This is a genomic window from Paraburkholderia sp. J12 (assembly GCF_905220215.1).
Classification (GTDB): Bacteria; Pseudomonadota; Gammaproteobacteria; order Burkholderiales; family Burkholderiaceae; genus Paraburkholderia.
The window spans coordinates 107,248-132,701 of the sequence record NZ_CAJMZC010000008.1; the positions used below are offsets into that span (position 1 = coordinate 107,248).

Consider the following 25,454-nt stretch of genomic DNA (forward strand, 5'->3'; position numbering starts at 1 on the left):
CTCAGTTCGCACGCGACTCGCGCCCCCTCGGCCCAGCCTGCGGCGCAACTACGGTCGAGAGCGGTTAAAGTCTTGCTCTGTGCAGATAAACTGACGGGCAGGAACCAACGATGTCGCAAGCAGCACAAGGAAACACCCCGGAGAACACCCCGCGCGGCGCGCATCCGCTCGACGAGGTCGTGTGGAACGCGCTCGCCGGCAAGTTGCACCGCTTTGCCATCGGCGACGAGCGCTCGCGCCGGCTGCCGTCGTCCATCGGCCCCTTTGCCGCCGTCGCCGATGCCGGTCCGTCCTCGTTCGACGCCTTGCGCGAACTGATCGACATGCACGGACCGGCCGCCCTGGTCACGGCCGAGGCCATCGCACCGCCGGACGGATTCGCCGTCCTCAGGCAGGCAAAGCTGCTGCAAATGATCTGGCAAGGCACGCCCGATCCGGCGCATGCATGGGAGCACACGCGGCTCGGCGCAGCCGACGTGCCGGAGATGCTCGCGCTCACCGCCGCGACCGAGCCCGGCCCCTTTGGTCCGCGCACGATCGAGCTGGGCGACTATCTTGGCCTGCGCAAGGCAGGCAGGCTCGCCGCCATGGCGGGCGAGCGCATGCGCCTCGAAGGCTATACGGAGATCAGCGCGGTCTGCGTGGACCCGGCCTTCCGCGGACAAGGTCACGCAGCCGGCCTGATGAAACTGCTGATCGCGGCCATTGGCGCGCGAGGAGAAACGCCCTTCCTGCACGTGGTCACCTCGAACCACGGGGCCATTTCGCTATACCGGACCCTGGGCTTCGTCGAGCGCAGCGAGATGAATCTGCTGGTGCTCGGCGGCGGCGAGGCCTGACCCGCCGGCCGCCGGACCGGGCATCGTCAGGCGGCCGTATCGCGCAGGCGGAACGTGTTGACGACGTCGCGCAGCAGTTGCGCCTGCTCCTGCATCGACTGCGCCGCGGCGGCCGCCTCTTCCACCATCGCCGCGTTTTGCTGGGTAGTCTGATCCATCTGCGCAATCGCGATGTTGACCTGCTCGATGCCGCGGCTCTGCTCTTCGGACGCGGCCGAGATCTCGCTGATGATGTCGGTCACGCGCTTCACGGCGTCCACGAGCGACTGCATCGTGCCGCCCGCGTTTTCCACGAGATCCTTGCCCTCGTCCACGCGCGCCACCGACTCTTCGATCAGGCTCTTGATCTCCTTCGCGGCATCCGCGCTGCGGCGCGCGAGATTGCGCACTTCGCCCGCGACCACCGCGAAGCCGCGCCCCTCTTCTCCGGCGCGCGCCGCTTCGACCGCAGCATTCAACGCGAGGATATTGGTCTGAAACGCGATGCTCTCGATCACGGCGATGATGTCGACCACGCGCGTGGAACTCGCCGCAATGTCCTGCATGGTCGTGACCACGCGCCCGACCACGGCGCCGCCCTCGCCTGCCAGTTGCGAAGCGCCCTGGGCCATCTGGTTCGCTTTCAGCGCGTTATCGGCGTTCTGCTTGACGGTCGCCGTGAGCTGCTCCATGCTCGCCGCCGTTTCGCCGAGCGACGCGGCCTGCTGTTCGGTCCGCGCCGATAGATCGAGATTGCCGGCCGCCATCTGTTCGGCTGCGACCGTGATGGTCTCGGTACCGCCGCGTATGCGCCGGATCGCATCGGCCAGACGCCCCTGCATGCGCTGCATCGCGAACAGCATGCTCTGCTGGTCGTCGCGGGCGAGTTCGACGGGATGCGAGAGATTGCCGTCCGCAATCGTCTCCGCCACCTGCGCCGCGTAGGCCGGCTCGCCGCCCAGGCTGCGCTTCACGTTGCGGATGATCAGCACGAGCGCAATCGTGCTGAAGCTGCCGATCACGAGGATCGTGAGCAGATAGCGCAGCAGATTGGCGCGAAAGGCGGCATTGATGTCGTTTACGTACACGCCCGAAATCAGATACCAGTCCCACGCGTCGAAGCGTTTGACGAAGCTGATCTTGGGCACGTGGTCGTCGTTGCCGGGCAACCTCGCCATGTAATCGACGAAGCCCTGGCCTTGCGCCTGCGCGAGCTTGACCATCTCGACGAAGAGCAGCTTGCCGTCGGTGTCGGCGTAGTGCGAAACGTCCTTGTTGCGCAGGTCGGCCAGCGTGGGATGCATGATGACAACGGGCGTGGCCGTCGTGATGATCATGTAGCCGTTGCCGGGGTAGCGCATGGCCGCGAGGCGCGCCATGGCCTGCTGCTTCGCCTGGTCGATCGTGAGTTCGTGCTGATCGACCTGTTTCGCGTAGTCGGCCACGATGCCGTACGCGGTTTCCACCACGTTCTGCACGGCCGCCTTGCGCTCCGAGAGCATGGTCGTGCGCGACTGCCACGCAGCCCAGCCGCCCAGACCCAGCAGGCCGAGCCAGGTAATCAAAAGTGCGAGCCACAGTTTGGTGTTCAAACTCATCCGGTCCACGCCATCTTCTCCATCGCCAGCCAGTACCGGCCCGATTGCCGGGCCACGTGTTCGACCGCGCCCGCTGCGATGAATGCGCGACGGTGGCGGCCCCCACTGGTTAACGGCGCGGCAGCGCGTTCCCTGAGTACGAAAATATTGGGGAAAGGCCGACCAGGGTTGGGCCGGGGCACGAAGAATCGAGCCGGACGTCACACGATTTTCATAAAGGCGTGACGAAGGCCGAAAGGGCCTCAATCATCAGAGGATTGAGCCGGAATGCGACTGGGGTATGCGAACGCTTCCTCACATAGCTCATCAATCCCTGGCAATCCGAAATATACTTTGCTTGAAGCAAGCTTCCGCAACAGCATCGCTGCCAACGCAGTTGACAATTTCCGCGTAGCATCGCCCGTCATGGACCTGCTCGTTTTCAAACTCGTCGTCACCCCGCTCCTGCTATTGGCCGCAACGCTCGCCAGCCGCCGCTGGGGCGAAACGATCGGTGGCCTGCTGGTCGGCCTGCCCCTCACCTCCGGACCGATCTCCGTGTTTCTCGCGCTCGAACACGGCCCCGCATTCGCCGCGCAAGCCACTGCGGGATCGCTGGTCGCTACCGTGGCCCAGGCGGCCTTCTGCTTCGTCTATTGCCGGCTTGCACCCTTCGGGTGGCCACACGCCCTGATCGGTGCATGCGCAACGTTTACGGGCGTAGCCGCATTGCTGCAATGGAGCGCGCTACAGCAAACCGGCCTCTTTCTCGTTGCGATTCTGGCCATTGCGCTCGCGCTCGGCCTCATGCCCCGGAATACAGCGAGGACCGGCATCCTCGCAGCGCCGCGCTGGGATCTGCCCGCCCGCATGGCGCTCATCGCCTGCCTCGTGGTAGGCGTGACGCTGATCGCCCCCTATGTCGGGCCACGCGTGAGCGGCGTGCTCGCTTCCTTTCCGTTCATGGCGATCATTCTCGTGATCTTCGCGCATCGCATGGCCGGCCCCGCGGCAGCACAACAGGTGATGCGCGGCATGGTAGCGGGACTCCTCAGCTTCGCCGCATTCTTCTATGTGCTGAGCCTCACGTTGATACGACTGAATATGCTCATCGCATATGGCATCGCGATGCTCTGTGCATTGGCACTGCAGGCACTATCGTTCTATCGGATGCATATTCCGGCAACGGACCCCGTAGAATAGATCTGGATTTTTCCTACTCTTTGCCGTAAACGTAGAGATCCTGATGTTTATCCGGAGCGCGCCGATGACACCTGCCGAAGACACTACCACGCACGCTACCCCGCTCACGCCCGAGGCGCTGCCGCCAGGCCAGCCGCTCGCCTGGCCCGTGATCGATCGCGACGGCACCCTGCTGCTCGATCGCGGCGTTATCCTCGTGAACGAAGCGGAACGCGATTTCCTCTTCGAACACTTCGCCCCCCATCGCGGCGACCAGCAAGCGCCCGATGCGCCGCAGGAAGCAGCCGGCGCGGGCAACGCGGGAGCGCTCGCGTCTGCCCGCGACATGCATCTCACACTGGGCGCGCTCATGGGCCTGCGTGCGCAGATGGGCGGCAGCAGCGGCCCGATGCATCCCTGCCGCCTGATTGGTTTCGCACCCAACGAAATGCTGTTCGTCACGCCGCCGCATGTCGATGGCCGCATGGTCCCTCTCATGCCGGGCGAGAACGTCGATATCGTTGCGATTGCGAGCCAGGCCGTCTTCCGCTTCGTCTGCTCGGTCGAGACGATCTGCCAGTCGCCCGTCGAATACCTCGTGCTTTCGAAGCCTGGCGCGATCCGACGGCTGCGCGAGCGCAAGTCGATCCGCGTGCGCGCGCGCATTCCGGTGCGTTACGGGCTCGGCGAGAGCGGTACGGGCTACGAGGGCATCGCGCTGGCCCGCGGCATCAGCGCGCTCGGGCTCTCCATTACGGCGGCGTGGGCCGTGGGCCAGGTGGGCGAGCGGCTGCGCATCGCGTTCAGCCTGCGCTCGGGCGACGTGGTGACCCCCATCGAAACCAGCGCCGTGATCCGCAACGTGCAGCACGAAGCAGGTCCCGATTCGCCCACCACGCTCGGGCTCGAACTCGATCAGCTCAGCGCCACCGAGCAAATGGCGATGAAGGTCTATGTGTTCGACCGCCAGGACGACGTGCTCTACTGGACGGGTTCAATGCGCTGACGCCTCGCGATCGAGGAGCGCGTGGGCGTCGATGCATTGCGCCTCCCACGCCTGCGCTAGTGCTGCGCAGCGGCCGAGTCGCACGGCCGCCGTTTCGAAATCGACCACCGTGACGTGATCCGCATGACGCGGGCGTGCGGGCCACTGCGTACTGCGCCCGTCGGTGAGCAGCCACAGATGACGGTGCCGGGCCAGATCACGGCGCGCGGAGGACTGAAGCACGCGCGCCGCGGCTTCCACACCCGCTGCAAGCGGCGTTCCTCCGCCCGCACCGATGGGCGCGAGCCAGCGTTCGTTCCACCAGCGCGGCACGGCCGGGCCGAAACGCAACTCGGCACGGGCGCCGCCGAAGGCGATCAGCGCCACCTCGACACGGTCGTTGCGCGCGCGATCGAAGAGCGCGGCAAGCAGGCCCTTGGCCAGCGCCAGTTGGCCGCGCGCCAGCATCGAGGCCGAACAGTCCAGCACGAAGCAGTGCAGCACCCCTGTGCCCGTCTTGCGGCGCGCGTAACGCAGATGATCGGCATGCAGGCGTTCGCTTCGTTTGGCCATGAACGTGGGCGGCCACGCAATGCGTGCGCCCTCGCCGCCGTCGCGTGCCGCGCGGCCCGGGCCATCACGCCGCCGGGCGCCGCCCTGTGTCGAGGCGGCGGCCCTTGCCCGACGGGTCAGCGTTTTTTTGAAGGCAGCGGGATCACACCCTTCACGCTGGTTGCCGCAACCGGCTCAGGCGCAAGCTCGCCCCACCCGGTTTCTGCGCTTTCCTCTGCTTTGGAATGCGAACTGTTTTCGCGCGTTGGAGCGTGTCCCGCATCTGTTGGATTGCGGAGCGCGGGCTCCTGAACCGCACGGCGCCGGTGCGCGAGCACAGCTTCGGCCACCCGGTCGACGTGTGCCGCGCTCACCTCGCCCGCTCCTTCGAATGCGGCCAGCGCGCGCGCGGTGCGCAGCATCACGATATCCGCACGCAGGCCATCGACCGCAGCTTCGATGCATAGCGCCGCCACGCGTTCGTGTACGGCGTCACCGGCCACGAGAGTGCTCACGCGCTCGCGCGCAGTGCGCAGTCGGGCGGCAAGCCCGCGCTGCGCCGCCTCGTGTGTGGTACAAAACGCGTGCGGATCCGCGTCGAAGGCCAGCCGCGCCTTGACGATCTGCTGCCGCTCGCGCGCATCGTAGGCGTTCTGAAGCTCGACCATCAAGCCAAAGCGGTCGAGCAGTTGCGGGCGCAACTCCCCTTCCTCGGGATTCATCGTGCCCACCAGCACGAAGCGTGCGTCGTGCGTATGCGAAATGCCGTCGCGCTCGACCGTGTTGCTGCCGCTGGCCGCGGCATCGAGCAGCATGTCCACCAGCGCGTCCGGCAGCAGGTTCACTTCATCGACGTAAAGCACGCCGCGGTGTGCCTTCGCGAGCAGCCCGGGCGAAAAGCGCACGGCACTCTCGCGCAGCGCGGCCTCCAGATCGAGCGATCCCACCAGCTTCTCTTCGCTCGCCGAAAGCGGCAGCGTCACGAACGCGCCATCGGGCAACAACACGGCCAGCGCGCGGGCCGCCGTCGATTTCGCCGTGCCGCGCGGGCCGCTCACGAGCACGCCGCCAATTGCCGGATCGACGGCCGCGAGCAGCAGTGCCTGCTGCAACGGCGTCTGCCCCACCAGCGCAGTAAAGGGAAACGCAGGGCGTGAAGCCGCTTCGCTCATGGTCCGGATCCTTCGAGTGTCTGCCCGGCTTCGAGCAGGCGTTGTTCGAGTTGTGCGCGATGCTCGCCCGGCTGTTGCCACAGTCCGCGCTGGATCGCTTCCAGCAGGCGTTCGCAGATGGCATGCAGCGCGTGCGGATTGTGCCGTTCGAGGAAAGCGCGCGTGGCGTCGTCGTGAACGTAGGCCGAAGCGACGAGCGCGTACTGATGGTCGCCCACCACGCGCGCCGTGGCGTCGTAGCCGAACAGGTAATCGACGGTCGCCGCCATCTCCGCCGCGCCCTTGTAGCCGTGGCGCTTCACGCCGTCGATCCATTTCGGGTTCACCACGCGCGAGCGGATCACGCGCGCGATCTCTTCGCCCAGCGGACGGATGGCCGGCGCAGCGGGGTTGCTGTGGTCCGCGTGATACAGGCTCGGCTGCGCGCGCGAGAAGTGTCGCGCGGCCGCGGCCATGCCGCCCTGGAACTGGTAGTAGTCGTTCGAGTCGAGCAGATCGTGCTCGCGATTGTCCTGGTTCTGCAGCACCACGTCGATGGCCGCGAGGCGTTCGCCGAATGCCGCGCGCGCCTCGTCGCCGGCGCTATTCTGCGCATAGGCGTAGCCGCCCCACGCTTGATAGGCCTCGGCCAGATCGGCGTCGGTCTGCCACTGGCGCTGATCGATCAGGTCCTGCAAGCCCGCGCCGTAATGGCCGGGGCGCGCGCTGAAAACGCGCCAGCCCGCGCGGCGGCGTGCCTCGGCGGCGTCCTCGCCGCGTTCGACGAGCGCGTCGCGCTCGCGCAGCACGCGCGCGCGCAACAGGTTCTGATGCAGCGGTTCGTCGAGGTCCGCCACGGCCTGGACCGCCGCGTCGAACAGATGCATGACGTTCGGAAACGCGTCGCGAAAGAAGCCGGAAACGCGCAGCGTCACGTCGATGCGCGGCCGGTCGAGCGCCTCCACCGGCATGATTTCGAAGTCGATCACGCGCTGACTGCCCGCCGCCCACTTCGGCCGCACGCCGAGCAGCGCGAGCGCCTGGGCGATGTCCTCGCCGCCCGTGCGCATGGTGGCCGTGCCCCACACCGAAAGCCCCACGGCGCGCGGATAATCGCCGTGGTCCTGCAAATGCCGCTCGATCAACTGCTGCGCCGACTTCATGCCGAGCGACCAGGCCGCCTGGGTGGGCACCGCACGCGTATCGATCGAATAGAAGTTGCGGCCCGTGGGCAGCACGTCGGGGCGACCGCGCGAGGGCGAACCGCTCGGGCCCGGCGGCACGAAGCGGCCTTCCAGGGCGCGGCGGAACTGGCGCAGCTCTTCTTCGCCACAGGCGTCGAGGCGAGGCAGCACGTCGTCGCGCAGTCGTCCGAGCACTTTGAACGCATGGGGTAACGACAGATCGCAATCGACGTCAGATCCTTCGCACACCCTGGCAACCAGCGAACCCGCCAGCCCCTCCAGCCGCTCGCGCGCGTCGCCCGCATGGCGCCAGGGCGCATCGCTCACGGCGTCGAGCATGGCCGGACGCGGCCCGGTCCACGGCGCGGCCCAATCGACGGTCGCGGCATCGAGCAGATGATCGATGCCCAAATCGCGCGCGAGCGCATCGATCAGCCCCGCGTTGGCGCCCTGTCCGTCGCCATAGGGATAGCGGCCCAACGCGAGCAGCGTGTCGCGCCGCTGCGTTCCTTGCGGCGAGATGCCGAAGGTATGCAGTCCGTCGCGAATCTGCGCCTCTTTCAGCTCGCACAGGTAGGCATCGGCACGCGTGAGCAACGCGTCTTCCGTCTCTTGGTCCTGTGGCGCCGGCATGCTCAGCTCTTCATGCAGCCGGTGCTCGACGATCGTCTCCAGAATGGTCCGGCGCAGCAGCTTCGCGCGGCGCGGGTCGACCATCAATGCTTCGTAATACTCATCGACCTGGCGTTCGAGATCCTGGAGAGGGCCATAGTTTTCGGCGCGCGTGAGCGGCGGCATCAAATGGTCGATGATCACGGCCTGCGCGCGACGCTTGGCCTGGCTGCCTTCGCCGGGATCGTTCACGATGAACGGATAAAGGTGCGGCAGAGGGCCGAGCGCCATGTCGGGCCAGCAGGTGTCGGCGAGCGCGACGCTCTTGCCGGGCAGCCATTCGAGGTTGCCGTGCTTGCCCACGTGCGCGATCGCGTCGATGCCGAAGGTCTCGCGCAGCCAGAAGTAGAACGCGAGGTACGCGTGGGGCGGCACGAGTTCGGCGTCGTGATAGTTCGCGTAGGTGTTGTCGCCGCGCGAGCGCGACGGCTGGATCCCCACGAACACCTGGCCGCAGCGCCAGCCCGCGATCATGAAGCGGCCGCGGCGCACCGTAGGGTCCTGCTCGGGCGCGCCCCAGCGCGCGATGAGCGCGTTCTGCGCAGCAGCGGGCAGTTGCGAGAACGCGCGCCGGTAGTCCTCGAGCGCGAGGCTCTGCCAGGCGGGCCGCAACGCGCGCGTATCCGGGTCGTTGGTCACGCCCTCGGTCAATCGCGCCATCAGCGCTTCGCCGTCGTCGGGCACATCGGCCACGCGGTAGCCAATATCCCGCAACATCCGCAGAATGCCGACCACCGAAGCCGGCGTATCGAGCCCGACGCCGTTGCCGATGCGCCCTTCGCTCATCGGATAGTTCGCGAGCACGAGTGCGAGCTTCTTCTCCGCGTTCGGCAGCCGGCGCAAACGGCACCAGCGGCGGCTCAGTTCGGCCACGAAGGCCACGCGCTCCGCGTCGGGCTGATAGCGCACGACATCGACCTGGGTTGCCTTGCAGTGATACGCGAGCCCCTTGAAGCTGATCGCGCGCGTAATCACGCGGCCGTCCACTTCGGGCAGCGCGACGTGCATGGCGATATCGCGCGAATTGAGGCCGTGATTGTCCTTCACCCAGTCTTCGCGGTTGCCGCCGCTCAGGATCACCTGGAGCACCGGTGCATCGCCCGCCAGCGCGAGCGGCGCGGGATCGTCGAGCGAGGACGCCGCGAAAGCCGTGGTGTTCAGCACGAGCGCGACGTCGTGCGCGGCGCACAGCTGGTCGATGACATCGCGGCTCAGCGCGTCCTTGAGCGAGGTGACGGCAAGCGGCAGCGGATTCATGCCGCGCGCGCTCAACGCTTCGATCAGGGCGTCGAAGGCCGCCGTGTTCGCGGCCTGCAGATGCGCCTTGTAGAACAGCAGCGCAACGACGGGCGCCGCCGGCTGCCAGCGCGCGCGCCAGTCGTCGATCGTGGCGATGTCGCGCGACGGGTGATAAAGCGCGGCAGCAGGCAGCGCCACGGGCGGCGCCGGTTCGCTGCCCCATTCGAACGCGCGCCACGCGAGCGCGCGCAGAAAACCTTCGGCATTCGCCGCGCCGCCTTCACGCAGATAGCGCCACAGCAGGCGGCAAAATTCGGGCTCGACGCGGCTCTTCGCCGTGAGGTTCGGGTCTTCCTGCAGATCGCCCGAAAACATCGCGAGCATCTGGTTGCGGCGCTCGGCCAGCGCCACCGCCTGCTCGATGCCGTATGGCCAGTACGCCTCGCCGCCCAGATGATCGACCACGACCACGCGCGCATGCTGGAGCACGTCGTCGACATAGAAGTCCACCGAGGCCGGCTGGCGCAGATACGTCACGTTCGCGAGCCGCACGCTCGGGAATCCGGCGGGCAGGCGCGGTACGACGCTCGCGAGCAGGGCGAGCGTCGTATCGGCGGAGCTGAGAATGACGATCTCGGCGGGCTGCTGGTCGATGCGGATCACGCCGGCGGTGTCGTCGACGAAACCACCGGGCGTGGTGCGCAAAAGATGCATGGCAGGCGGCTCGTGGAGCGCTAGCGCGCGGGCGCGGCCATCAGGCCAGCGCGGAAGGCGCGAGCGCCGCTTCGAATGCGCGTTGCAGCAGCTCGGCGTCGAGATCTTCGCCGATCAGCACGAAGCGGCTCGCGAGCGGTTGCGCAGCGGCTTCCTGCGCGTTCCAGCGGCGGTCGAAGTAGCTGTCGAAGCGGCGGCCCACGCCCTGGATGACGAGGCGCATCGGCGCGCCCGGCAGCGCCGCGAAACCCTTCACGCGATAGATCGTGTGGGTATCCACGAGCCGTTGCAGCGCTTCGATCGCCCCTTCGCGCGAAGCGACGTTCGCCGTCACGACCACCGAATCGAATTCGTCGTGGTGATGGTCGGGGTCGTCGGCCGAGCCGTGATGATCGTGGCGCAGATGGATGCCCTCTTCCGAAGCCGATTCGAGCCCGAGCAGCGTGTGCAGATCGAGCTTGCCGTGCTGCGCGCGCACGATCTTCACCTGCGGCGGCAGTTCTTCGCGCAGTTCTTCGATAAGCGCGTCCTGCGCGGCCGTCTCGATCAGGTCGGTCTTGTTGAGGATCACGAGATCGGCGGACGCAAGCTGGTCTTCGAACAGTTCGTGCAGCGGCGATTCGTGATCGAGATTCGGATCGGCCTTGCGCTGTTCGTCCACGGCCTGCGGGTCTTGCGCGAACTGGCCGCTCGCCGCGGCGGGGCCGTCCACCACCGTCACTACCGCATCGACCGTGAAGGCGTTGCGGATCGACGGCCAGTTGAACGCCTGCACGAGCGGCTTGGGCAGCGCGAGACCCGAGGTTTCGATCAGGATGTGATCGATTTCGCCGCGGCGTTCGAGCAGTTGCTCCATCACCGGGAAGAACTCTTCCTGCACGGTGCAGCACAGGCACCCGTTGGCGAGTTCGTAGAGCTGGCCTTCCTGTTCGTTGCCCTCTTCGTCGCAGCCGATACCGCAGCCGCGCAGGATCTCGCCGTCGATGCCGAGCTCGCCGAATTCGTTGACGATCACCGCGACGCGCAAGCCGCCCGCGTGCTGAAGAATGTGACGCAGCAGCGTGGTCTTGCCGCTGCCGAGAAAGCCGGTAACGATGGTGACGGGGATCTTGCGCATTTGCATGAGGTGCTCCTTCGGCGCCAGAGGCCGCGGACGTGTATGCGGAGCCGGACGGCAGTGACCAGCACGGACGCGGGCCCGGCTGCACGCATGGACAATCGTGGAATGGGCGCCGCATCCCCGCAGCGCGCATCCTTCGTATCTGGCCGGTATCCGGACTGACGAAACTCCGCTTCGCCTTCCCGCGCGGCGGTCCGGCAGGACCGGCCGCACAGTGGCATGCCTCGAAGCGGATTGCATCGCCCGACCGGAAGATCGGCGCGATGCGTTCGTTGTACCGTTGCGGGTGCAGTTCAGGTTGGCCATGCCGCAGGCGGGGATGGCTCCCTGATTCCCGTTTAACTGCGCGCGCAAGGAACGCGCGCGCGAGCACCAGAGTGCGTGCGAGTGTAGGCGCGGGCCGCAGGCGCGTCAAGGAAGGGGCCTGAGTGCCGCCGTGCCGCGCCGTTGTTTACCCCTGGGCGCGCCGCGCCGCTGCCCGAACGCGAAAAACCGTGTGCTATCGTATGCGCGCATCCGCCGCGCGCTCAGGCTCGAGCCCGCGCCGCCTCGCCCGCTGCTGCTTTCCGACGCGCTCACCGTGAATTCCGCCCCATCCGCAAGCCAGTCCCATGCGCCATCGTCTGCGTCCGGTTCGTCCGGCGCGACGGAGGACGAGCCGCTCGTGCTCGGCATAGGCTGCCGCCGCGGCGTGACGCTCGCGCAGATCGAACGTGCCGTGCAGGCCGCGCTCGACGGCACGCCGCTCGCGCGCGTGACGGCCGTGGGAACCCTCGACGCCAAGGCGAACGAGCCGGCCCTGCGCCAGTTTTGCGACGCGCACGGTCTGCCGCTCCATGCGTATGCGCGCGATGCGCTTGCCGCCGTGCCCACGCAAACCGCGCCTTCCGCCGCGGCGCTCGCGCACTTCGGCGTGGAAGGTGTCTGCGAACCGTGCGCGCGCCTCGCCTCCGGCGGCGGTCCGCTCTTGCGCGGCAAGCTCGCGCTCGACGGCGTGACGGTCGCAATCGCGCTGGGGCGCCCGAACGATAATGCGGCTATCTACGCCGCGCGCTGAGATATCAGCCCATCCGGCGCATCAGACCCGCATCGCGGAACAGAACCTCATCACTCACCACGCCATGAAAACCGATCCCGATTCGCATCAGCGCATGACGCAACGCCGCCGTGAAGGCCACGAGAAAAAACAGGCTGCCGCCACCGTCGAAAAGGGCCTGCTGATCGTCAACACCGGCAACGGCAAAGGCAAGAGCACGGCGGCATTCGGCATGGCCGTGCGCGTGCTCGGCCACGGCATGAAGCTTGGCGTCGTGCAGTTCATCAAGGGCGCGCTGCACACGGCCGAACGCGATTTCCTGAGCACCGTCGCGCACTGCGACTTCGTGACGATGGGCGACGGCTACACCTGGAACACCCAGAACCGTGACGCCGACATCGCCACCGCGCGCAAGGGCTGGGACGAGGCGAAGCGCATGATCGAAAGCGGCGAGTACGGCATGGTGATCCTCGACGAACTGAACACCGTGCTCAAGTACGAATACCTGGGCCTCGACGAAGTGCTCGCCGTGCTCACTGCGCGCGGCCCGCAGCAACACGTGGTCGTGACGGGGCGCCACGCGCCCGATGCGCTGATCGAAGCCGCCGACCTCGTGACCGAAATGCGCCTCGTGAAGCATCCGTATCGCGAGCAAGGCGTGAAGGCGCAAAAGGGCGTGGAGTTCTAAGGCTCATGGTTGCGTGTCCCGCGCTCTTCATCAGCGCGCCCGCTTCGGGCCAGGGCAAGACCACGCTCACCGCGGGCCTTGCGCGCCTGCATCGCCGGGCGGGGCGGCGCGTGCGCGTCTTCAAGACCGGCCCCGACTTTCTCGACCCGATGATCCTCGCGCAGGCGAGCGGCGCGCCGGTCCTCTCGCTCGATCTGTGGATGGTCGGCGAAGACGGCTGCCGCAAGCTGCTCGCGCAGGCCGCGCAAGAAGCCGACCTGATCCTGATCGAAGGGGTGATGGGCCTCTATGACGGCACGCCCAGCAGCGCCGATCTTGCCGTCGCGTTCGGCGTGCCGGTGGCCGCGGCGATCTCGGCGAAGTCGATGGCGCAGACCTTCGGCGCGCTCGCATTCGGGCTCGCGCGCTTTCGGCCCGAGGTGCCGTTTCATGGCGTGCTGGCCAACCGCGTGGGCTCGGCGCGGCATGCGCAGATGCTGCAGGAGGCGTTGCCGGCCGACCTCCGCTGGCTCGGTCACGTGGCGAGCGATGCGCTGCTCGAATTGCCCGGCCGCCATCTCGGGCTGCACCAGGCAAGCGAGATCGCCGATCTCGACGCGCGCATCGAACACGCCGCCGACGCGCTGCTCGACACCGCGCTCGCGGAACTGCCGCCGCCCGTGGAATTCGCAACGGTGCCCGAGGCGCCGCCGCTGCCCCGTCTGCTCGACGGCAAGCAGATCGCCATTGCGCGCGACGCGGCCTTCTCGTTCATCTACCCGGCGAATGTGGCGCTGCTCGAAGCGCTGGGTGCGCGGATCGCGTACTTTTCGCCGCTCGGCAACGAGGCCCCGGCCCACGCCGACGCGATCTGGCTGCCCGGCGGCTACCCCGAACTGCATGCGGCCGCGCTCGCGCGCAGCGCACAGAGCGCGGCCGCCCTGCGCGCACACGTGGAAGCCGGCAAGCCGCTCGTCGCCGAATGCGGCGGCATGCTCTGGCTGCTCGACGCCCTGACCGACACCGCAGGCACACGCACCCCCATGCTCGGGCTGCTGCCCGGCGAGGCCGTCATGCAAAAGCGCTTTGCGGCGCTCGGCATGCAGCAGATCAGCGGCACGCACGGCACGCTCACGGGCCACACGTTCCACTATTCGCGCGTGAGCACGCCGCTCGCCCCCGCGCTCGTCGCGCGCCACGCAAACACCGGCGCGCCGGGCGAACCGCTCTACCGCCACGGCCCGGTCGTCGCCACCTATATGCACGCCTACTGGCCTTCCAACCCCGCTTTCACGGCCGCACTTTTTCATGGCACAGCCCTTTGACGAAGCCGAGCGCGCGGCGGTCTACCGCGCGATCTACGAACGGCGCGACATGCGGCACTTCGTGCCTGGCCCCGTCGATCCGGCCGCGCTCGCGCGCCTGCTCGACGCCGCGCATCACGCGCCGAGCGTGGGCTTCATGCAGCCGTGGCGCATCCTGCGCATCACCGATGCAACGTTGCGCGAGCAACTGCACGCGGCGGTGGAGCGCGAGCGGCTCGCCACCGCCGACGCGCTGGGCAAACGCCGCGACGAGTTCATGAAGCTGAAGGTGGAAGGCATGCGCGAATGCGGCGAGCTGCTGGTGGTCGCGCTGATGGACCGCCGTGAGCCGCACGTCTTCGGCCGGCGTACGCTGCCGGAGATGGACCTCGCTTCGGTGGCCTGCGCGATCCAGAACATGTGGCTCGCGGCCCGCGCGGAGGGGCTGGGCATGGGCTGGGTATCGATCTTCGACGTGGACGAGGTGCACGCGCTGCTCGCCATGCCGGCGGGCGCGAAGCCCGTGGCGATACTTTGCCTCGGTCAGGTCGACGAGTTCTATCCGCAGCCGATGCTGGAGATGGAGGCGTGGGCAAAGCGCCGCGCGCTGGCCGAGTGCCTCTACGAAAACCGCTGGCCGCAGCCGCCGGCCGAAGAAGAGCAGCCGGGCGCGCCGCGCGCCTGACGGCGAATCACTGCGCCGGCGTGACGGCCTTCACCGAAACGACTTCGGGCATCGCGCCCATTGCTGCCGCGCCGCTTCCGCCCGTTTCACCGGCCTCGCGCAACTTCACGCGCCATTGCGGCGCCCCCGCATAGGGCAGCCGGGCTAGCGCGCCTGCCACGAGATACGGCAGCGCCGCCTGTGCGTCGGCGTCGCGATCGCGCTTCACGACGTTCACGCGGTATGCCTCGGTGCCGTCGGGCAACGCGAAAAAGCGCAGCGTGAGCGTGTGGACATAGGGCCGCCCGAACCACGGAAACGAGGCTCCGGCCGACGCCGCACACGCATCCTTGCAGTCGCTCGTCGCGACGGTTACGTTGGCCGGGCGCGTGGACCACGCCGCCGAAACGAGGTAGGCCGCCGCCTGCGGCTGGCCCTCCACGAAGCCGCGCTTCGCAAGACCATCGCGCAGCAAGGTTTCATAGGGCGGATTGGCGCTGGCGCCGGCCTCGGCCTGCACCGGCGTGGGCGCGAAACGATAGGCCACGGTGTGCTGGTTAGCGTCGGGCAAGGCGCCGCGTGCGTCCACGTCGGCCGTCACGCCTGCGCAGCCGGTCAGCGCGCCTAGCATCAGAAAAGTGCAGATCGTCAACGGGATCTTCACGGGAAACTCCATCGGACTTGCGGGCAGCCGTCTTCGACGGCTCGCGGCTCGCGGGATCAGGGGCGCGGCGCCCGGAGGCCGATAACCGGCATTAACAACCGGTGTTAGCAACCGGCGTAGGCAGCCGGCGGACGCTCAGGCCGGCACGTCCAGCGCCGGGAGCGACAGGGTCAGCGTCGTGCCCCGTCCGGGCTCGCTCTCGACCTCGACGTCGCCGCCATGACGCGTCACGACGGTCTTCACGAAAGCCATGCCCAACCCCACCCCGGTCACTTCCGGCCGCTGCCCGGCGTGAAAACGCCGGAACGGCTCGAAGAGCTTCGCCTGGTCGGCCGGGTCGATGCCGTAGCCTTCGTCGCGTATCGAGCAGACCACGTGTTGCGCTGTCGGCGCCGCGCCCCCGATAGTACAGACAATTCGGGTATCGGGTGGGCTGTATTTGACAGCATTGTTAAGAATATTTACCAACGCGCGCGTCATCAGCGAGCGGTCGGCGCTGATCCAGCCCATCTGGTCGTCTTCGAAGACGGTCTCGATCTGGATGCGTTTCGCGTGCGCTTGCGGCCAGACTTCGTCGCTGGCATCGATCACGAGCTCCGCGAGGCTCGTCGGTTCGAGCGCATACACCTGCGATTCGGCGCGCGCCAGTTGCACGAAGTCGTCCGCGAGCGTGAGCGCGCGCCGCGCGTAGCGCTCGATCCGGTCCATCACGTCGCGCACGGGCGCGGTGTCCAGCGTGCCGCGCTCGCGCTCGGTCTCCACCAGCGCGACGATCGACGCCTGCGGCGAGCGCATGTCGTGCGAGAGCAGCCGCAGCGCGTTCTCGCGCTGGCGTTCGGCGTCGTGCAGCGCGGTCACGTCGACGAGACCCGCGATCCAGCCCACCGCCTGCCCCTGGGCGTTCGTGCAGCGCGCGTAGCGCAGCAGGTAGTCGCTGCCGTCGCCCGAGCGCACTTCGAGGCCCCGCTCCATGAGCGCGGCGTACTCGTCGCGCGCCGGATCGAGCGGCGCGGGCCAGTGCGCGTGGGCGAAGGTCGCCGCCTCGGGACTTGGGTCGATCGGCTTGACGAGCGTGAAGCCGCCGAACACGTCCGCCATCGGCCGCCCTTCGGCCGTGCCGATGCCGAGCCGCGCGAACGACTCGCGCGCCGCATGGTTGGCGATCAGCACGAGGCCGCGCAGATCGGCGACGAGGATCGGCTCCGGCACCGAATCGAGGCTGTCCCACACGAAGCGGCGCATGTCCTGCAAGCGCTGCGCGGCCTGCGCCATCAGCGCCATCTGCTGCGCGAGCGCGTCGCCGCCGTACTCGCGGCCCGCACTGGACGCCTCGGGCAGCAGGTAGGGTTCGTCGGCCAGCTGGCGCAACTCCTTGCGCAGATACGCCATCGTCATTTCCAGCCGGCGCCAGCTCCACACGGGATAGACCACCAGCAGCACGACCACGGCGGGCACGGGGCTCAGCCACACGCGCGCGCCGTACAGGAGCGCGGCGCTCGCGACGAACGACGCCGCGCCGAGCGCCGCCGAAAGCAGCAGCGCCCGCCACGGCGAGAGCACCAGAAGACCCGCCAGCACCAGCGCGAGCGGCACGAGCGTGGCCAGCACGCACCAGAGCGTCGAAGCGGGTTCGATGGCGGTGCCCGAAAGCAGCGTGTCGAGAATGTTGGCGTGGATGTAGACGCCCGGCAGCGGGCCGAGCGTGCCTGAAAGCGGCGTGGCGAAACGGTCGTAGAGGCCGGAGGCCGTCACGCCCACCAGCACCACGTGCCCGCGCAGCACTTCGGGCGGCACGCGGCCTTCCAGCACGTCGTCGAACGACACCTTGCGATAGGTCTGCGCGGCCGGGCTGAACGGAATCAGAAAGCGCGCCTCGCCGCCCGGGCCGCCCGCGCGCGTCAGGTCGGGGCCGCGCATGCCTTTCGGCGCGCCGTCCGCGAGCACGACCTGCCCCTGGCGCACCGCGCGCCAGACCGGCACCATGAGCTGCGGCCAGCGCTGGTGCGCGTCGCCTTCGAAGAGCGCGACGCTGCGCACGATACCGTCGCTGTCCACTTCGAGATTGATGTGGCCGAGGCCCGCCACCGCTTGCGCCAGCGGCGCCACGGGCAGCACGGCCTGGCGATGGCCGGCTTCGTCCTCGGGCGTGAGCAGGATCGGCAGATAGGTGGGCCGCGCCGCGAGCGCCTGCGCGAAACGCGCGTCGTCGTCGGAGGGTTCGGTGAAGAGCACGTCGTACACCACCGCGGCCGCGCCCGCCTTCGCGAGCTGATCGACGAGCCGCGCGTGGACGCTGCGCGGCCAGGGCCAGCGCCCGAGCGCGGCGACGCTCGCGTTGTCGATCTCGACGATCACGATATCGGACGAGACCGGATGCGCGCGCGCAGCGAGAAAGCGGTCGTAGACCAGATGATCGGCGCCCGCGGTCCAGTGCCACACCACGGCCAGCAGCGCGACCGCGAGGCCCGCGCAGCCCACGCCCGCCCACTCGAACAGGAAGCGGCGCCCGACCGAGCGGCCAAGGCGCAGACGCGGCTTGACGCTCATGACGGGTGCCGTCACCAGTCGAGCCGGAACGACTGGACCGGACTGGCCTTCTGGTAGTAGCGGCCGTTCTCGAACTGCTCGGCGATCACCGTCCAGTAGTACACGCCCTTGGGCAGGTCGCTGACCACGACTTCGCCGTCCGCGATGTCCGTGCGGTCGACGAGCGGCACGCGCAGATCCGGCCCGGCGGCCAGCACGAAGCGGAAATGCATGTTGGCCGCGTTGCGGTCGACGAACCAGCGGAACGCGTAGTTGCGCGTACCGTCGAGCCGCCCCGCCGAGGTGCCGAGCGCGAGACGGCGGCGCTCGAAGGCGTAGGTGCTGGGCATGCCTTCGAGGCCGTTCTGATCGATCGCGGTGATGCGCGCGAAGTAGGTGCCGTCGGGCAGCGCGCCGGCATCCGCGTGGGCGGAGTCGCTGCGCAGGTCGCGGATCATGTCGAGCAGGCCCGCGTCGCGCCCGATCTGCACGCGGTAGCCGCGCGCGGCCTGAACCGGCGCAATGTCGAAAGCGACGCTGGCGTCGTCCTGCACCTTGCCGGGATTCGTGAGGTCGGGCGCGTCGAGCAGCGCCACCGGCGTGCCGACCGCGCCGCCCGCCGCTGTCAGGCTGCCGTGACGCGCGGCGACGAGCTCGCTCGACGCCGCGAGCGGCGTGCCCGGCGCGGGCGCGCCTGCGCCGCCGTGCGCCGCATCGACGCCCACGGCGCCCTCCAGCACTTCGACGGCCGTCGCGCCGTTGCCGCCGTCATAGTTCACGCGAAAGCTCGTGCCGCGCACCCCGGCGACCACGGAAGGCGAGCGGATCTGGAAGCGGTCGTCCTTGCGCGTGGCATGCGTGACTTCGCTGTCCACCTCGCCCTGCTTCAGATTGACGATGCGATCGGTCGTGCCGGTGAGCACGGTCTGGCGCAGCGTGCCCAGTTCGAGCGAGGTCTCGGGCGGGATGATCAGATGGGTGCCGTCGGCCAGTTCGAGCGTGGCGAAGCCGTCCTTGCCGGTCTGCACGCGGTCGCCCTCGACGAGGTTCGATCCCACGACGAGCGGCAGCGACGGTTGGTCGCGAAACGCGTGCGTAGCGGGCCCGGTGGTGGCGATCACCTTTGCGGCCAGACCGTCCTGGCGCAGCAGCGCGACGGGCACGCGCAACGCCATGCCGGGCTGCAGATGGCGGGGCGCGCTCACCTGGTTGAGGCGGGCCAGCTGGGCCCAGTCGGACGGATCGCTCAGGTAGCGGCCGGCGATGTTGTAGAGCGAGTCGCCCGCGCGGGTCACGTAGGTGATCGTGGCGCCGGGCGCGGCACCGTGCCCATGCGCGTGCGGTGCCTCGTGGGCCTGCGCGGCCGGCATCGCCACGAAGGCCCCGCAGATCAGCGCGCCGATCCAGTGCGTGGAACGGGCGCCGGACGCGGCGACTCGTGGTGCACGCGCGGCCCGCCGGGGCTGGGCGGGTCGCATCGAACGGTCGATGCTCACGCGGCGTCCCCTTCGATGCGTTCGAGGCGGTAGCCGTAGCCGTAGATCGGCGTCAGACGGTAACCGTTCTCGGGGCGCAGCCCGAGCTTCGAACGCAGCATCGAGACGTGGGTGTCCATGGTCCGCGACGGAATATCGTCGGACTGCTTCCAGATCACGTCGAGAATGTGCGCGCGCGAAAGCGGCCGGCTCAGATGCTGGAACAGCAGCAGCGCGAGATCGAATTCCTTTTGCGTGAGCGCGACCTGCCGGCCGCTCACGGATACCTGGCGCGACTTCAGATCGAATTCGTATTCGCCGAAGACTTCCTTCAGCGCGGGCGCATGAAGCTGGTAGGCGCGGCGCAGCAGCGAGCCCACGCGCGCGAGCAGCACGGGCGCGGAAACGGGCTTGACCACGTAATCGTCGGCGCCGCTGTTGAGCATGAGCGCGATGTCGGCTTCACGGCTGCGGCTCGTCATGAACAGGACCGGCAGCCGCATGGAAAGACTCTGTCGCACCCAGTGCAGGACTTCGTCGCCCGCCATGTCCGGCACGTTCCAGTCCAGCACGAGCAGGTCGAACGTCTCTCGCCGCAACTGGCGCACGAGCTCGCCACCCTTGGCGAACGCATGGCAGGCATGACCCGCCGCCGTCAAGGTCTGACACACAAAATCGGTTTGAGCTGGATCGTCGTCCAGTACCGCAATTCTCATCATGCCCCGCACCCAGGATCGTTATTCATCTTTTCGGGAAAGACTGGCTCGCCGCACGCACGGCCCTCGGACCGGCGTCCATGCCGGCCTCCCTGCCCGTCGGTCCTCCGGCTGCCTGGCCGGTCGCGCGAACGCGTCCGCGGGCCTTGCGCCCCCGGGCGTCCCTCCCAATACTCCCTGCGCGCCGGCTTTGCCAGGCGCGCTCCGGCCGCGACTCTCGCTTCGTCTTGAATTGAATGGGAGAGCGATGCGGCGCTCGCTTTCTGGAATCGGATTTCGCTCATAGTAGTCGAAAAATCCCAAGTCCGATCAACGCGGCGTGCAGGGCTGCCGCTGGGTCACGGGCCGCTCACCGGAGCGGCCGCGCCGGCTCCGCGAGGGGTTCGAGCGCGTACGCGCTCTCCGGGCCCGCTTCCATGTCGGTCTGCGGCGGGGCAATGCCCGCCAGCAGCGCCGTCAACTGCACGCGCACGTGCTCCCAGGCCGCATGCGCGTAATCGGGCTGCGCCGCGGCGCGGGCCTGCGCGATCACGAACACGCGCAGCACCGTCGACGAGCAATGTGTCAACCGGTCTGGGCGCGCCGTCGGGGCCTCGCGCAGCGCTTCGGCGAGCCAAGGCATATCGGGCTCGCAGGAATCCGCGTAGGCTTCCATGGCAGCGCGCGCATGCCGGTCGCGCGCGGGGTCCAGTTCGACCCGGCCCAAGCCGCGCCTGCCGCCTTCCACCCGTGAATCAGGCGGCAGCCGAAGAGTGCCGAATCGAAAAAACATGCGCCCTCGCTTGCGAACCCGCGCTGATCCCGGCGTCCAGCCGCCCGGATCATCCCGATGCGCCGGCCTTGCGTGTCCGTTCAATGCCAATGGAGCGAGGACGATCCGAGTCGTCCCGCCCCGCCTTATCGTTTCGATGGGTGTCGACCGATGTCGATGAATATCGATGGTGTGGCGCCCCGATGCGGGCGCACGAAAAATGAGTGGCGAGGCCTTTGCCTTGAACTGCGCGGCCCAGTACCCTCCCCCGGCACAGGTCCGCCAGCGCAGTTGTTCGCCGCACCGACGCACGACCCGCAAGCGACATCACCGCCCGACGTCTGCCTGCCAGTCGCCGCCGCCCTCAGGGCACGACGATTACGAGGCGTCGCCATCGCCACTCCCACCACAAAGCGCTGCTATTCCAGCGTTATCCGGCGAACTCCGGTTCGCTCTGACTTCTCTCACGCTGGCATGCCGCCGTATCCCGGCCACGCCAACCCCCGTAGCAGAAACCTCTGACCTTCGTTGCGCGCGAAGCCGCGTGCAAGTGGTCGGATTGCGCAGCCGGACTTCCCGTACCGAATGTCTGGGCGTCGTTGTGCCGCGATGACTTATTGTCGCCGCAAGCGACAGAATTTACTGTCAGGGATTGTTAAATCTGTCAGGTGTGCGTGAAGAAGCGTGGCGAGGCGATTTTTCGGCGCCCAGGCATCGGCGATGTGCATCCTGGTCAAGTACGGTTTTTCGGATCAATTGATAAGCATTCCCTATGAAATGACCCCAGGCTCGTCCCATGAAAACGGGACCCGGATTGCGGGTCCCGTGCAGAAGCGGCGAAAGATGCGGCTAGTTCTACTGTCGCGAATCGCCGCGGCCGTTGTTGCCCTCGCCTCCACCGTGGCTCGGCTCGGGACGTGCATTGCCGGGTGCCAGTCCGGGCGAACGCGCACCGCCGCCGTTCGGCGGGCCGGGCGGGCGGTTGAAACCCTGCTCCGGTGCCGGCGGACGCCCGCCGTATTGCGGCGCCGGTCCCTGCGGCCGACCGCCGGCCGCAGGCGGTGCGGGCGCACGTTCAGGCGCCGGCGGACGCGCCACATTCCCCTCGGGCTGCGGCGGACGCGGGCCGCCTGGCCCACCCGGAGGCGGCGGGCGGCCCCCACCACCCGGCGGCGGTGGCGGCGGATGCCCGCCTCCCGGCGGCCCGCCATGCACGGGCGGCGGGGGCCCCGGCGGCCGTCCGCGGTAGCCCGGCGGCGGCACGTGGGCCCAGTGCTCCTGCTGGCCGTACCAGGGGCGGTCGCGATAGAAACTGCCCCAGTAGGCGCCGATGGCGAACGTCACGACCGGCAGCCCGATGGCCGCGCCGTACCCTTCGATCGGCACGTTGCTGCCCTGGTAGGGATAAGTCAGATAACCGGCGTAGATCCAGCCGCGCAGGCCGGGCAGCGCCACGTCGCACCAGGAGTAGTCGCTCACGCAGCCCATCACCTCGACGGGCGCGCCGGGTCCGACTTCGCTCACCACGGGGTAATCGGCGGAAGGGCCGGCGTAGAGTTCGACCGGCTCGCTCGTATAGGCCTGTGCCTGCGCGAAGGCTGACGGCGCCGCCAGCCCGAAGGAGGCCAGCACCGCCGCGACGGCCAACGCCCGCGCACGCATCGATTGCGGCTCACGCATTTTCTCCCCCATTTTTGTCAAGGCTTCGTGCAATCCGGGAGAGCAGATTGCGTACCCGGATGATTCGCTTTCTTCCAGGCCGTGACGGCCCGACGAATCACCATACAGGTTTGAGTTACGCTGACGAATCGAAAACGTTGTGATTTTGCAACAATCGTCAGGCGGGTTCGTTCAGGATTTCCATGATGGCGAGCGTCATCTGATCGGGCGGCGATGTCGAGTCGCTCGCTCTTCACGGTGTGCTCCGTCCGATAACCATTCACTCCGACCGCCAAGCGCGTGAGCCGAGCGGCCTCTGCGTCATTCATGCGACCACCGTTTGTGCGTGACGATATCGGCGATGCGCACGCCGTCTGCGGCGCGCGACACCGTGCACCAGTGCGAAAGGCCGTCGTGACCCGCGTGACGCGCGCCGAACGACAGCGTGAGCCGGTCGCCGACGTTCGCGTTGGCGTAAAACGCCATGTCGCGCTCGACGAGCAAGGGCGGCGCCGATTGCGGCGCGGAGCGCCAATGCCATTCGGCGCGCTCGACCATCGACTGGAAGCTCGCAAAATACAGCAGATGCGCGCCGTTGAAATCGAGCGACGGGCACGGCAGATAGTCGACCACATGCTCCGCTGCGTGCGCGACGCGATCGAGACGGCCGTGCCGCATCCAGTCGTTCGCGCGCAGCCGCTTCGCCTGCGCGATCAGGTCCAGCGCCGCGGCGGGCGCGGCGCACGGCGGCGCGCCCGCGAACATCGCCTGGCAAACCGAACGGTTGTCGCCAGCCTGCTCGCGCCGCACGAACGTGGACATCATCTCGACGCTCGCCACCGCGCTTTCGGTGGTGAAGACGCGGAACCGGCCGAAGTGGCGCGCGCCGGCAATCCGCTTCACGTCCGCCTCGATTGCAAAGCGCTGGTTCTCGCTCACGTCTTCCAGACGTGCCTCGCACACGCGAATCGCCGTAAACGCCGCATAAGCCTTGCGACCTTCGTCGTCGTAGAAGTCCGGTGCGCCGAGTTGCGCGGATGCCGCCAACGCGTTCCAGTGCAACTGTCCGCAGGTGCGCAAAAGCCATTGCTCGGACAGCCCGGCGAACGCGAGCTCCGGCATGCCTGCCACATAGTGCGTGCGCGATGGCACAGCCGCGGGTGCCCGCCCGCGCTCACGCCGCGCGCGCATCGAGCCTCGTCGGCGCGGCCGCGCGGTCTGCCGCGTGTTCTGCCACGCGTTCTGCGAGATACGCGGCGTCGCGCGCGATGCCCGAGAAACGCCCCGAGCCCCATGTATGCAGCCACGGCAGGCCGAGAAAATAGAGCCCCTCCTGCGCCGTCACGCCGCGCGTGTGCCCCGGGTAGCCGCGCCCGTTGAAGACGGGCAGATCGATCCAGCTGAAGTCGGGCCGAAAGCCTATGCACCAGACAATACTGCCGATGCCGCTTGTGGCGAGGTCGAGCGACGTGCGCTCCCGCTCGGGCGCCCACGTCGGGCGGTACGGTTCGCCGGGCGGCGCTTCGACGCCGTTCTGCGCGATGAAGCGATCGATCGAGGCGTTGATGCGATTGTAGGTTTCGTCGGCGCTGTCCAGATTGGCGCGCAGGTTGGCCTTGAAACGCAACGCGCCATCGGCGAGATCCTCGAGCAGACCGTACAGCTCCATGCCTTCGCTCGCGAATTTGCGCAGATCGATATCGCGTCCGCCGTCGCGGCCGGTGACGTAGTGATTCGTGTTGTCGCGCACGCCTTCGCGCAGCGGATGTTCTTCAACCGGCATGTCGTAATACTTCATGTCGGCGAGCCAATCGACCACGTCGCGCCCCCGATAAAAGCGGGCGCAACGCGGCGCCTCGCCCACCGCGAGCACGACCTTGCGCCCGGCGAGATGCAGATCCTCGGCGATCTGCGCGCCCGACTGTCCGGAGCCGACCACCAGCACCGCGCCCGCCGGCAACGCCGCCGCATTGCGATACTCCGACGATTGCACCTGCACGATCGAGGCGGGCAGGCGCTCGGCCATGCGCGGCACGATCGGCGTGTGATAACCGCCCGAGGCAATCACCACCTGATCGGCGCTCAACGAACCCTGACTGGTTTGCACGAGAAAGCCGCCGTTGGGGCGTCGCGTCACGCGCGTGACGACAACGCCCTCGCGCACCGGTGCATCGACGTGACGCACGAAGCCGTCCAGCCACGCGACGATCTCGTCCTTCTTCATGAAGCCGTGCGGATCGTCGCCACGGTACGGGTAGTCCGGCAATGCGCATTGCCAGTTCGGCGTGACGAGCGAGAACGCATCCCAGCGCTGCTCGCGCCAGGCGTGCACGACGCTGCGCTTTTCGAGCACGACATGATCGATGCCGCGCTGCTTGAGGTAGTAGCTCATCGACAGCCCGGCCTGGCCGCCGCCGATGACCGCTACGCTGAAATGCTCTTCGGAAACCGGCCGGCTGGCCGCGAGCGTCTGGGTGGACATGCAAATCTCCTTGCGGGTTTCAATCGACGCTCACGACGGTCACTTCGGCCGCCGGTTGCGAACGGAATGGCTGCGCGGCGCGCTCGATCGACGCCCACTGGTCGAGCGCCGACGAACAGGCATAGCCGAACTTCTCGCGCACGCGTTCGGACGCGGCGTACAGCCCCGCGTGCGCGTTGGCGAGAAAAAGGTCCAGCGGGTAAGCGCCGGGGCGCAGATGCTCGCGCACGACCGTCGAGGGGGAATAGCAGCGCTCTTCGCGGCCATCGGGCCAGCGCACCACGAAATGGGTAACAGGCATGGTCTTGCTCCAGGT

General features: G+C 68.1%; 22 protein-coding genes and 1 riboswitch. Of the genes, 7 read left to right on the forward strand and 15 right to left on the reverse strand.

Annotated elements, in window-relative coordinates; all coding sequences use genetic code 11:
* Positions 1–110 precede the first annotated feature (110 nt).
* Entirely contained in the window at positions 111–839 is a 729-nt protein-coding gene (locus U5760_RS18350; protein WP_322013707.1) for a GNAT family N-acetyltransferase, read from the forward strand.
* Positions 840–865: 26 nt separating this feature from the next.
* On the opposite strand, the gene U5760_RS18355 is transcribed toward U5760_RS18350, so the two are convergent.
* The gene (locus tag U5760_RS18355) at positions 866–2,425 is read right to left on the reverse strand and encodes a methyl-accepting chemotaxis protein (protein ID WP_322013708.1); all 1,560 of its coding nucleotides are present in this window, start codon (positions 2,423–2,425) and stop codon (positions 866–868) included.
* 396 nt (positions 2,426–2,821) lie between these two features.
* Between U5760_RS18355 and U5760_RS18360 the strand changes: the two genes are divergently transcribed.
* Both U5760_RS18360 and U5760_RS18365 read left to right on the forward strand, forming a co-directional pair.
* Positions 2,822–3,598 carry a hypothetical protein gene (locus U5760_RS18360; RefSeq protein ID WP_322013709.1) on the forward strand — a complete coding sequence of 259 codons (777 nt, stop codon included), beginning with the start codon at positions 2,822–2,824 and terminating at the stop codon, positions 3,596–3,598.
* A 64-nt stretch (positions 3,599–3,662) separates the two neighbouring features.
* Positions 3,663–4,583 carry a flagellar brake protein gene (locus U5760_RS18365; RefSeq protein WP_322013710.1) on the forward strand — a complete coding sequence of 307 codons (921 nt, stop codon included), beginning with the start codon at positions 3,663–3,665 and terminating at the stop codon, positions 4,581–4,583.
* Here U5760_RS18365 and U5760_RS18370 read toward each other — a convergent pair.
* From U5760_RS18370 to cobW, 4 genes are all read right to left on the reverse strand, one after another.
* On the reverse strand, positions 4,572–5,135 hold the full coding sequence (locus U5760_RS18370) for a vWA domain-containing protein (protein WP_322013711.1): 564 nt from the start codon (positions 5,133–5,135) through the stop codon (positions 4,572–4,574). The genes U5760_RS18365 and U5760_RS18370 overlap by 12 nt on opposite strands.
* Before the next feature lie 116 nt (positions 5,136–5,251).
* The gene (locus tag U5760_RS18375) at positions 5,252–6,286 is read right to left on the reverse strand and encodes an ATP-binding protein (RefSeq protein WP_322013712.1); all 1,035 of its coding nucleotides are present in this window, start codon (positions 6,284–6,286) and stop codon (positions 5,252–5,254) included.
* Positions 6,283–10,074 carry a cobaltochelatase subunit CobN gene (gene cobN / locus U5760_RS18380; RefSeq protein ID WP_322013713.1) on the reverse strand — a complete coding sequence of 1,264 codons (3,792 nt, stop codon included), beginning with the start codon at positions 10,072–10,074 and terminating at the stop codon, positions 6,283–6,285. Before cobN ends, U5760_RS18375 begins: the two co-directional genes overlap by 4 nt.
* Before the next feature lie 40 nt (positions 10,075–10,114).
* Complete coding sequence (gene cobW / locus U5760_RS18385) at positions 10,115–11,197, reverse strand: cobalamin biosynthesis protein CobW (RefSeq protein WP_322013714.1); 1,083 nt, start codon at positions 11,195–11,197, stop codon at positions 10,115–10,117.
* A 123-nt stretch (positions 11,198–11,320) separates the two neighbouring features.
* Positions 11,321–11,586: riboswitch (cobalamin riboswitch) on the reverse strand.
* Between the two features lie 104 nt (positions 11,587–11,690).
* Here cobW and U5760_RS18390 point away from each other — a divergent pair.
* The 4 genes from U5760_RS18390 to bluB all read left to right on the forward strand — a co-directional run bounded on the left by U5760_RS18390 (position 11,691) and on the right by bluB (position 14,886).
* Positions 11,691–12,251, forward strand: a complete 561-nt coding sequence (locus tag U5760_RS18390) for a cobalamin biosynthesis protein (RefSeq protein WP_322013715.1) — start codon at positions 11,691–11,693, stop codon at positions 12,249–12,251.
* A gap of 64 nt (positions 12,252–12,315) precedes the next feature.
* Positions 12,316–12,918 (forward strand): cob(I)yrinic acid a,c-diamide adenosyltransferase, encoded by a 603-nt coding sequence (gene cobO / locus U5760_RS18395; RefSeq protein WP_322013716.1) that lies wholly within the window; start codon positions 12,316–12,318, stop codon positions 12,916–12,918.
* Between the two features lie 5 nt (positions 12,919–12,923).
* The gene (locus U5760_RS18400; RefSeq protein ID WP_322013717.1) at positions 12,924–14,222 is read left to right on the forward strand and encodes a cobyrinate a,c-diamide synthase; all 1,299 of its coding nucleotides are present in this window, start codon (positions 12,924–12,926) and stop codon (positions 14,220–14,222) included.
* Complete coding sequence (bluB, locus tag U5760_RS18405; protein ID WP_322013718.1) at positions 14,206–14,886, forward strand: 5,6-dimethylbenzimidazole synthase; 681 nt, start codon at positions 14,206–14,208, stop codon at positions 14,884–14,886. The genes U5760_RS18400 and bluB overlap by 17 nt, the downstream gene beginning before the upstream one ends.
* A 7-nt stretch (positions 14,887–14,893) precedes the next feature.
* On the opposite strand, the gene U5760_RS18410 is transcribed toward bluB, so the two are convergent.
* From U5760_RS18410 to U5760_RS18455, 10 genes are all read right to left on the reverse strand, one after another.
* Complete coding sequence (locus U5760_RS18410; RefSeq protein WP_322013719.1) at positions 14,894–15,529, reverse strand: DUF4136 domain-containing protein; 636 nt, start codon at positions 15,527–15,529, stop codon at positions 14,894–14,896.
* A 135-nt stretch (positions 15,530–15,664) separates the two neighbouring features.
* Entirely contained in the window at positions 15,665–18,076 is a 2,412-nt protein-coding gene (locus U5760_RS18415) for a CHASE2 domain-containing protein (protein ID WP_322013720.1), read from the reverse strand.
* 11 nt (positions 18,077–18,087) lie between these two features.
* A complete protein-coding gene (locus U5760_RS18420; RefSeq protein WP_415914134.1) occupies positions 18,088–19,533 on the reverse strand; it encodes a FecR domain-containing protein in 1,446 nt (481 codons plus the stop codon).
* A gap of 14 nt (positions 19,534–19,547) precedes the next feature.
* Entirely contained in the window at positions 19,548–20,246 is a 699-nt protein-coding gene (locus U5760_RS18425; RefSeq protein WP_322013884.1) for a response regulator transcription factor, read from the reverse strand.
* Positions 20,247–20,595: 349 nt separating this feature from the next.
* Entirely contained in the window at positions 20,596–21,018 is a 423-nt protein-coding gene (locus U5760_RS18430) for a hypothetical protein (RefSeq protein WP_322013722.1), read from the reverse strand.
* Positions 21,019–21,852: 834 nt separating this feature from the next.
* Complete coding sequence (locus U5760_RS18435; RefSeq protein WP_322013885.1) at positions 21,853–22,689, reverse strand: SH3 domain-containing protein; 837 nt, start codon at positions 22,687–22,689, stop codon at positions 21,853–21,855.
* A 5-nt stretch (positions 22,690–22,694) separates the two neighbouring features.
* The gene (locus U5760_RS18440; RefSeq protein WP_322013723.1) at positions 22,695–22,985 is read right to left on the reverse strand and encodes a hypothetical protein; all 291 of its coding nucleotides are present in this window, start codon (positions 22,983–22,985) and stop codon (positions 22,695–22,697) included.
* A complete protein-coding gene (locus U5760_RS18445) occupies positions 22,978–23,847 on the reverse strand; it encodes a Pnap_2097 family protein (protein ID WP_322013724.1) in 870 nt (289 codons plus the stop codon). The genes U5760_RS18440 and U5760_RS18445 overlap by 8 nt, the downstream gene beginning before the upstream one ends.
* Complete coding sequence (locus U5760_RS18450; RefSeq protein WP_322013725.1) at positions 23,831–25,138, reverse strand: MSMEG_0569 family flavin-dependent oxidoreductase; 1,308 nt, start codon at positions 25,136–25,138, stop codon at positions 23,831–23,833. The genes U5760_RS18445 and U5760_RS18450 overlap by 17 nt, the downstream gene beginning before the upstream one ends.
* A gap of 19 nt (positions 25,139–25,157) precedes the next feature.
* A complete protein-coding gene (locus tag U5760_RS18455) occupies positions 25,158–25,439 on the reverse strand; it encodes an MSMEG_0570 family nitrogen starvation response protein (protein WP_322013726.1) in 282 nt (93 codons plus the stop codon).
* Positions 25,440–25,454: the final 15 nt, after the last annotated feature.

Excerpts from the sequence above, each read along its gene's own strand:
- U5760_RS18350 (WP_322013707.1), top strand. The coding sequence starts at position 111 with ATGTCGCAAGCAGCACAAGGAAACACCCCGGAGAACACCCCGCGCGGC.
- U5760_RS18360 (WP_322013709.1), top strand. The coding sequence starts at position 2,822 with ATGGACCTGCTCGTTTTCAAACTCGTCGTCACCCCGCTCCTGCTATTG.
- U5760_RS18365 (WP_322013710.1), top strand. The coding sequence starts at position 3,663 with ATGACACCTGCCGAAGACACTACCACGCACGCTACCCCGCTCACGCCC.
- U5760_RS18370 (WP_322013711.1), bottom strand. The coding sequence starts at position 5,135 with ATGGCCAAACGAAGCGAACGCCTGCATGCCGATCATCTGCGTTACGCG.
- U5760_RS18375 (WP_322013712.1), bottom strand. The coding sequence starts at position 6,286 with ATGAGCGAAGCGGCTTCACGCCCTGCGTTTCCCTTTACTGCGCTGGTG.
- cobN (WP_322013713.1), bottom strand. The coding sequence starts at position 10,074 with ATGCATCTTTTGCGCACCACGCCCGGTGGTTTCGTCGACGACACCGCC.
- cobW (WP_322013714.1), bottom strand. The coding sequence starts at position 11,197 with ATGCAAATGCGCAAGATCCCCGTCACCATCGTTACCGGCTTTCTCGGC.
- cobO (WP_322013716.1), top strand. The coding sequence starts at position 12,316 with ATGAAAACCGATCCCGATTCGCATCAGCGCATGACGCAACGCCGCCGT.
- U5760_RS18400 (WP_322013717.1), top strand. The coding sequence starts at position 12,924 with ATGGTTGCGTGTCCCGCGCTCTTCATCAGCGCGCCCGCTTCGGGCCAG.
- bluB (WP_322013718.1), top strand. The coding sequence starts at position 14,206 with ATGGCACAGCCCTTTGACGAAGCCGAGCGCGCGGCGGTCTACCGCGCG.
- U5760_RS18415 (WP_322013720.1), bottom strand. The coding sequence starts at position 18,076 with ATGAGCGTCAAGCCGCGTCTGCGCCTTGGCCGCTCGGTCGGGCGCCGC.
- U5760_RS18420 (WP_415914134.1), bottom strand. The coding sequence starts at position 19,533 with ATGCGACCCGCCCAGCCCCGGCGGGCCGCGCGTGCACCACGAGTCGCC.
- U5760_RS18425 (WP_322013884.1), bottom strand. The coding sequence starts at position 20,246 with ATGAGAATTGCGGTACTGGACGACGATCCAGCTCAAACCGATTTTGTG.
- U5760_RS18430 (WP_322013722.1), bottom strand. The coding sequence starts at position 21,018 with ATGTTTTTTCGATTCGGCACTCTTCGGCTGCCGCCTGATTCACGGGTG.
- U5760_RS18435 (WP_322013885.1), bottom strand. The coding sequence starts at position 22,689 with ATGGGGGAGAAAATGCGTGAGCCGCAATCGATGCGTGCGCGGGCGTTG.
- U5760_RS18440 (WP_322013723.1), bottom strand. The coding sequence starts at position 22,985 with ATGAATGACGCAGAGGCCGCTCGGCTCACGCGCTTGGCGGTCGGAGTG.
- U5760_RS18445 (WP_322013724.1), bottom strand. The coding sequence starts at position 23,847 with ATGCGCGCGCGGCGTGAGCGCGGGCGGGCACCCGCGGCTGTGCCATCG.
- U5760_RS18450 (WP_322013725.1), bottom strand. The coding sequence starts at position 25,138 with ATGTCCACCCAGACGCTCGCGGCCAGCCGGCCGGTTTCCGAAGAGCAT.
- U5760_RS18455 (WP_322013726.1), bottom strand. The coding sequence starts at position 25,439 with ATGCCTGTTACCCATTTCGTGGTGCGCTGGCCCGATGGCCGCGAAGAG.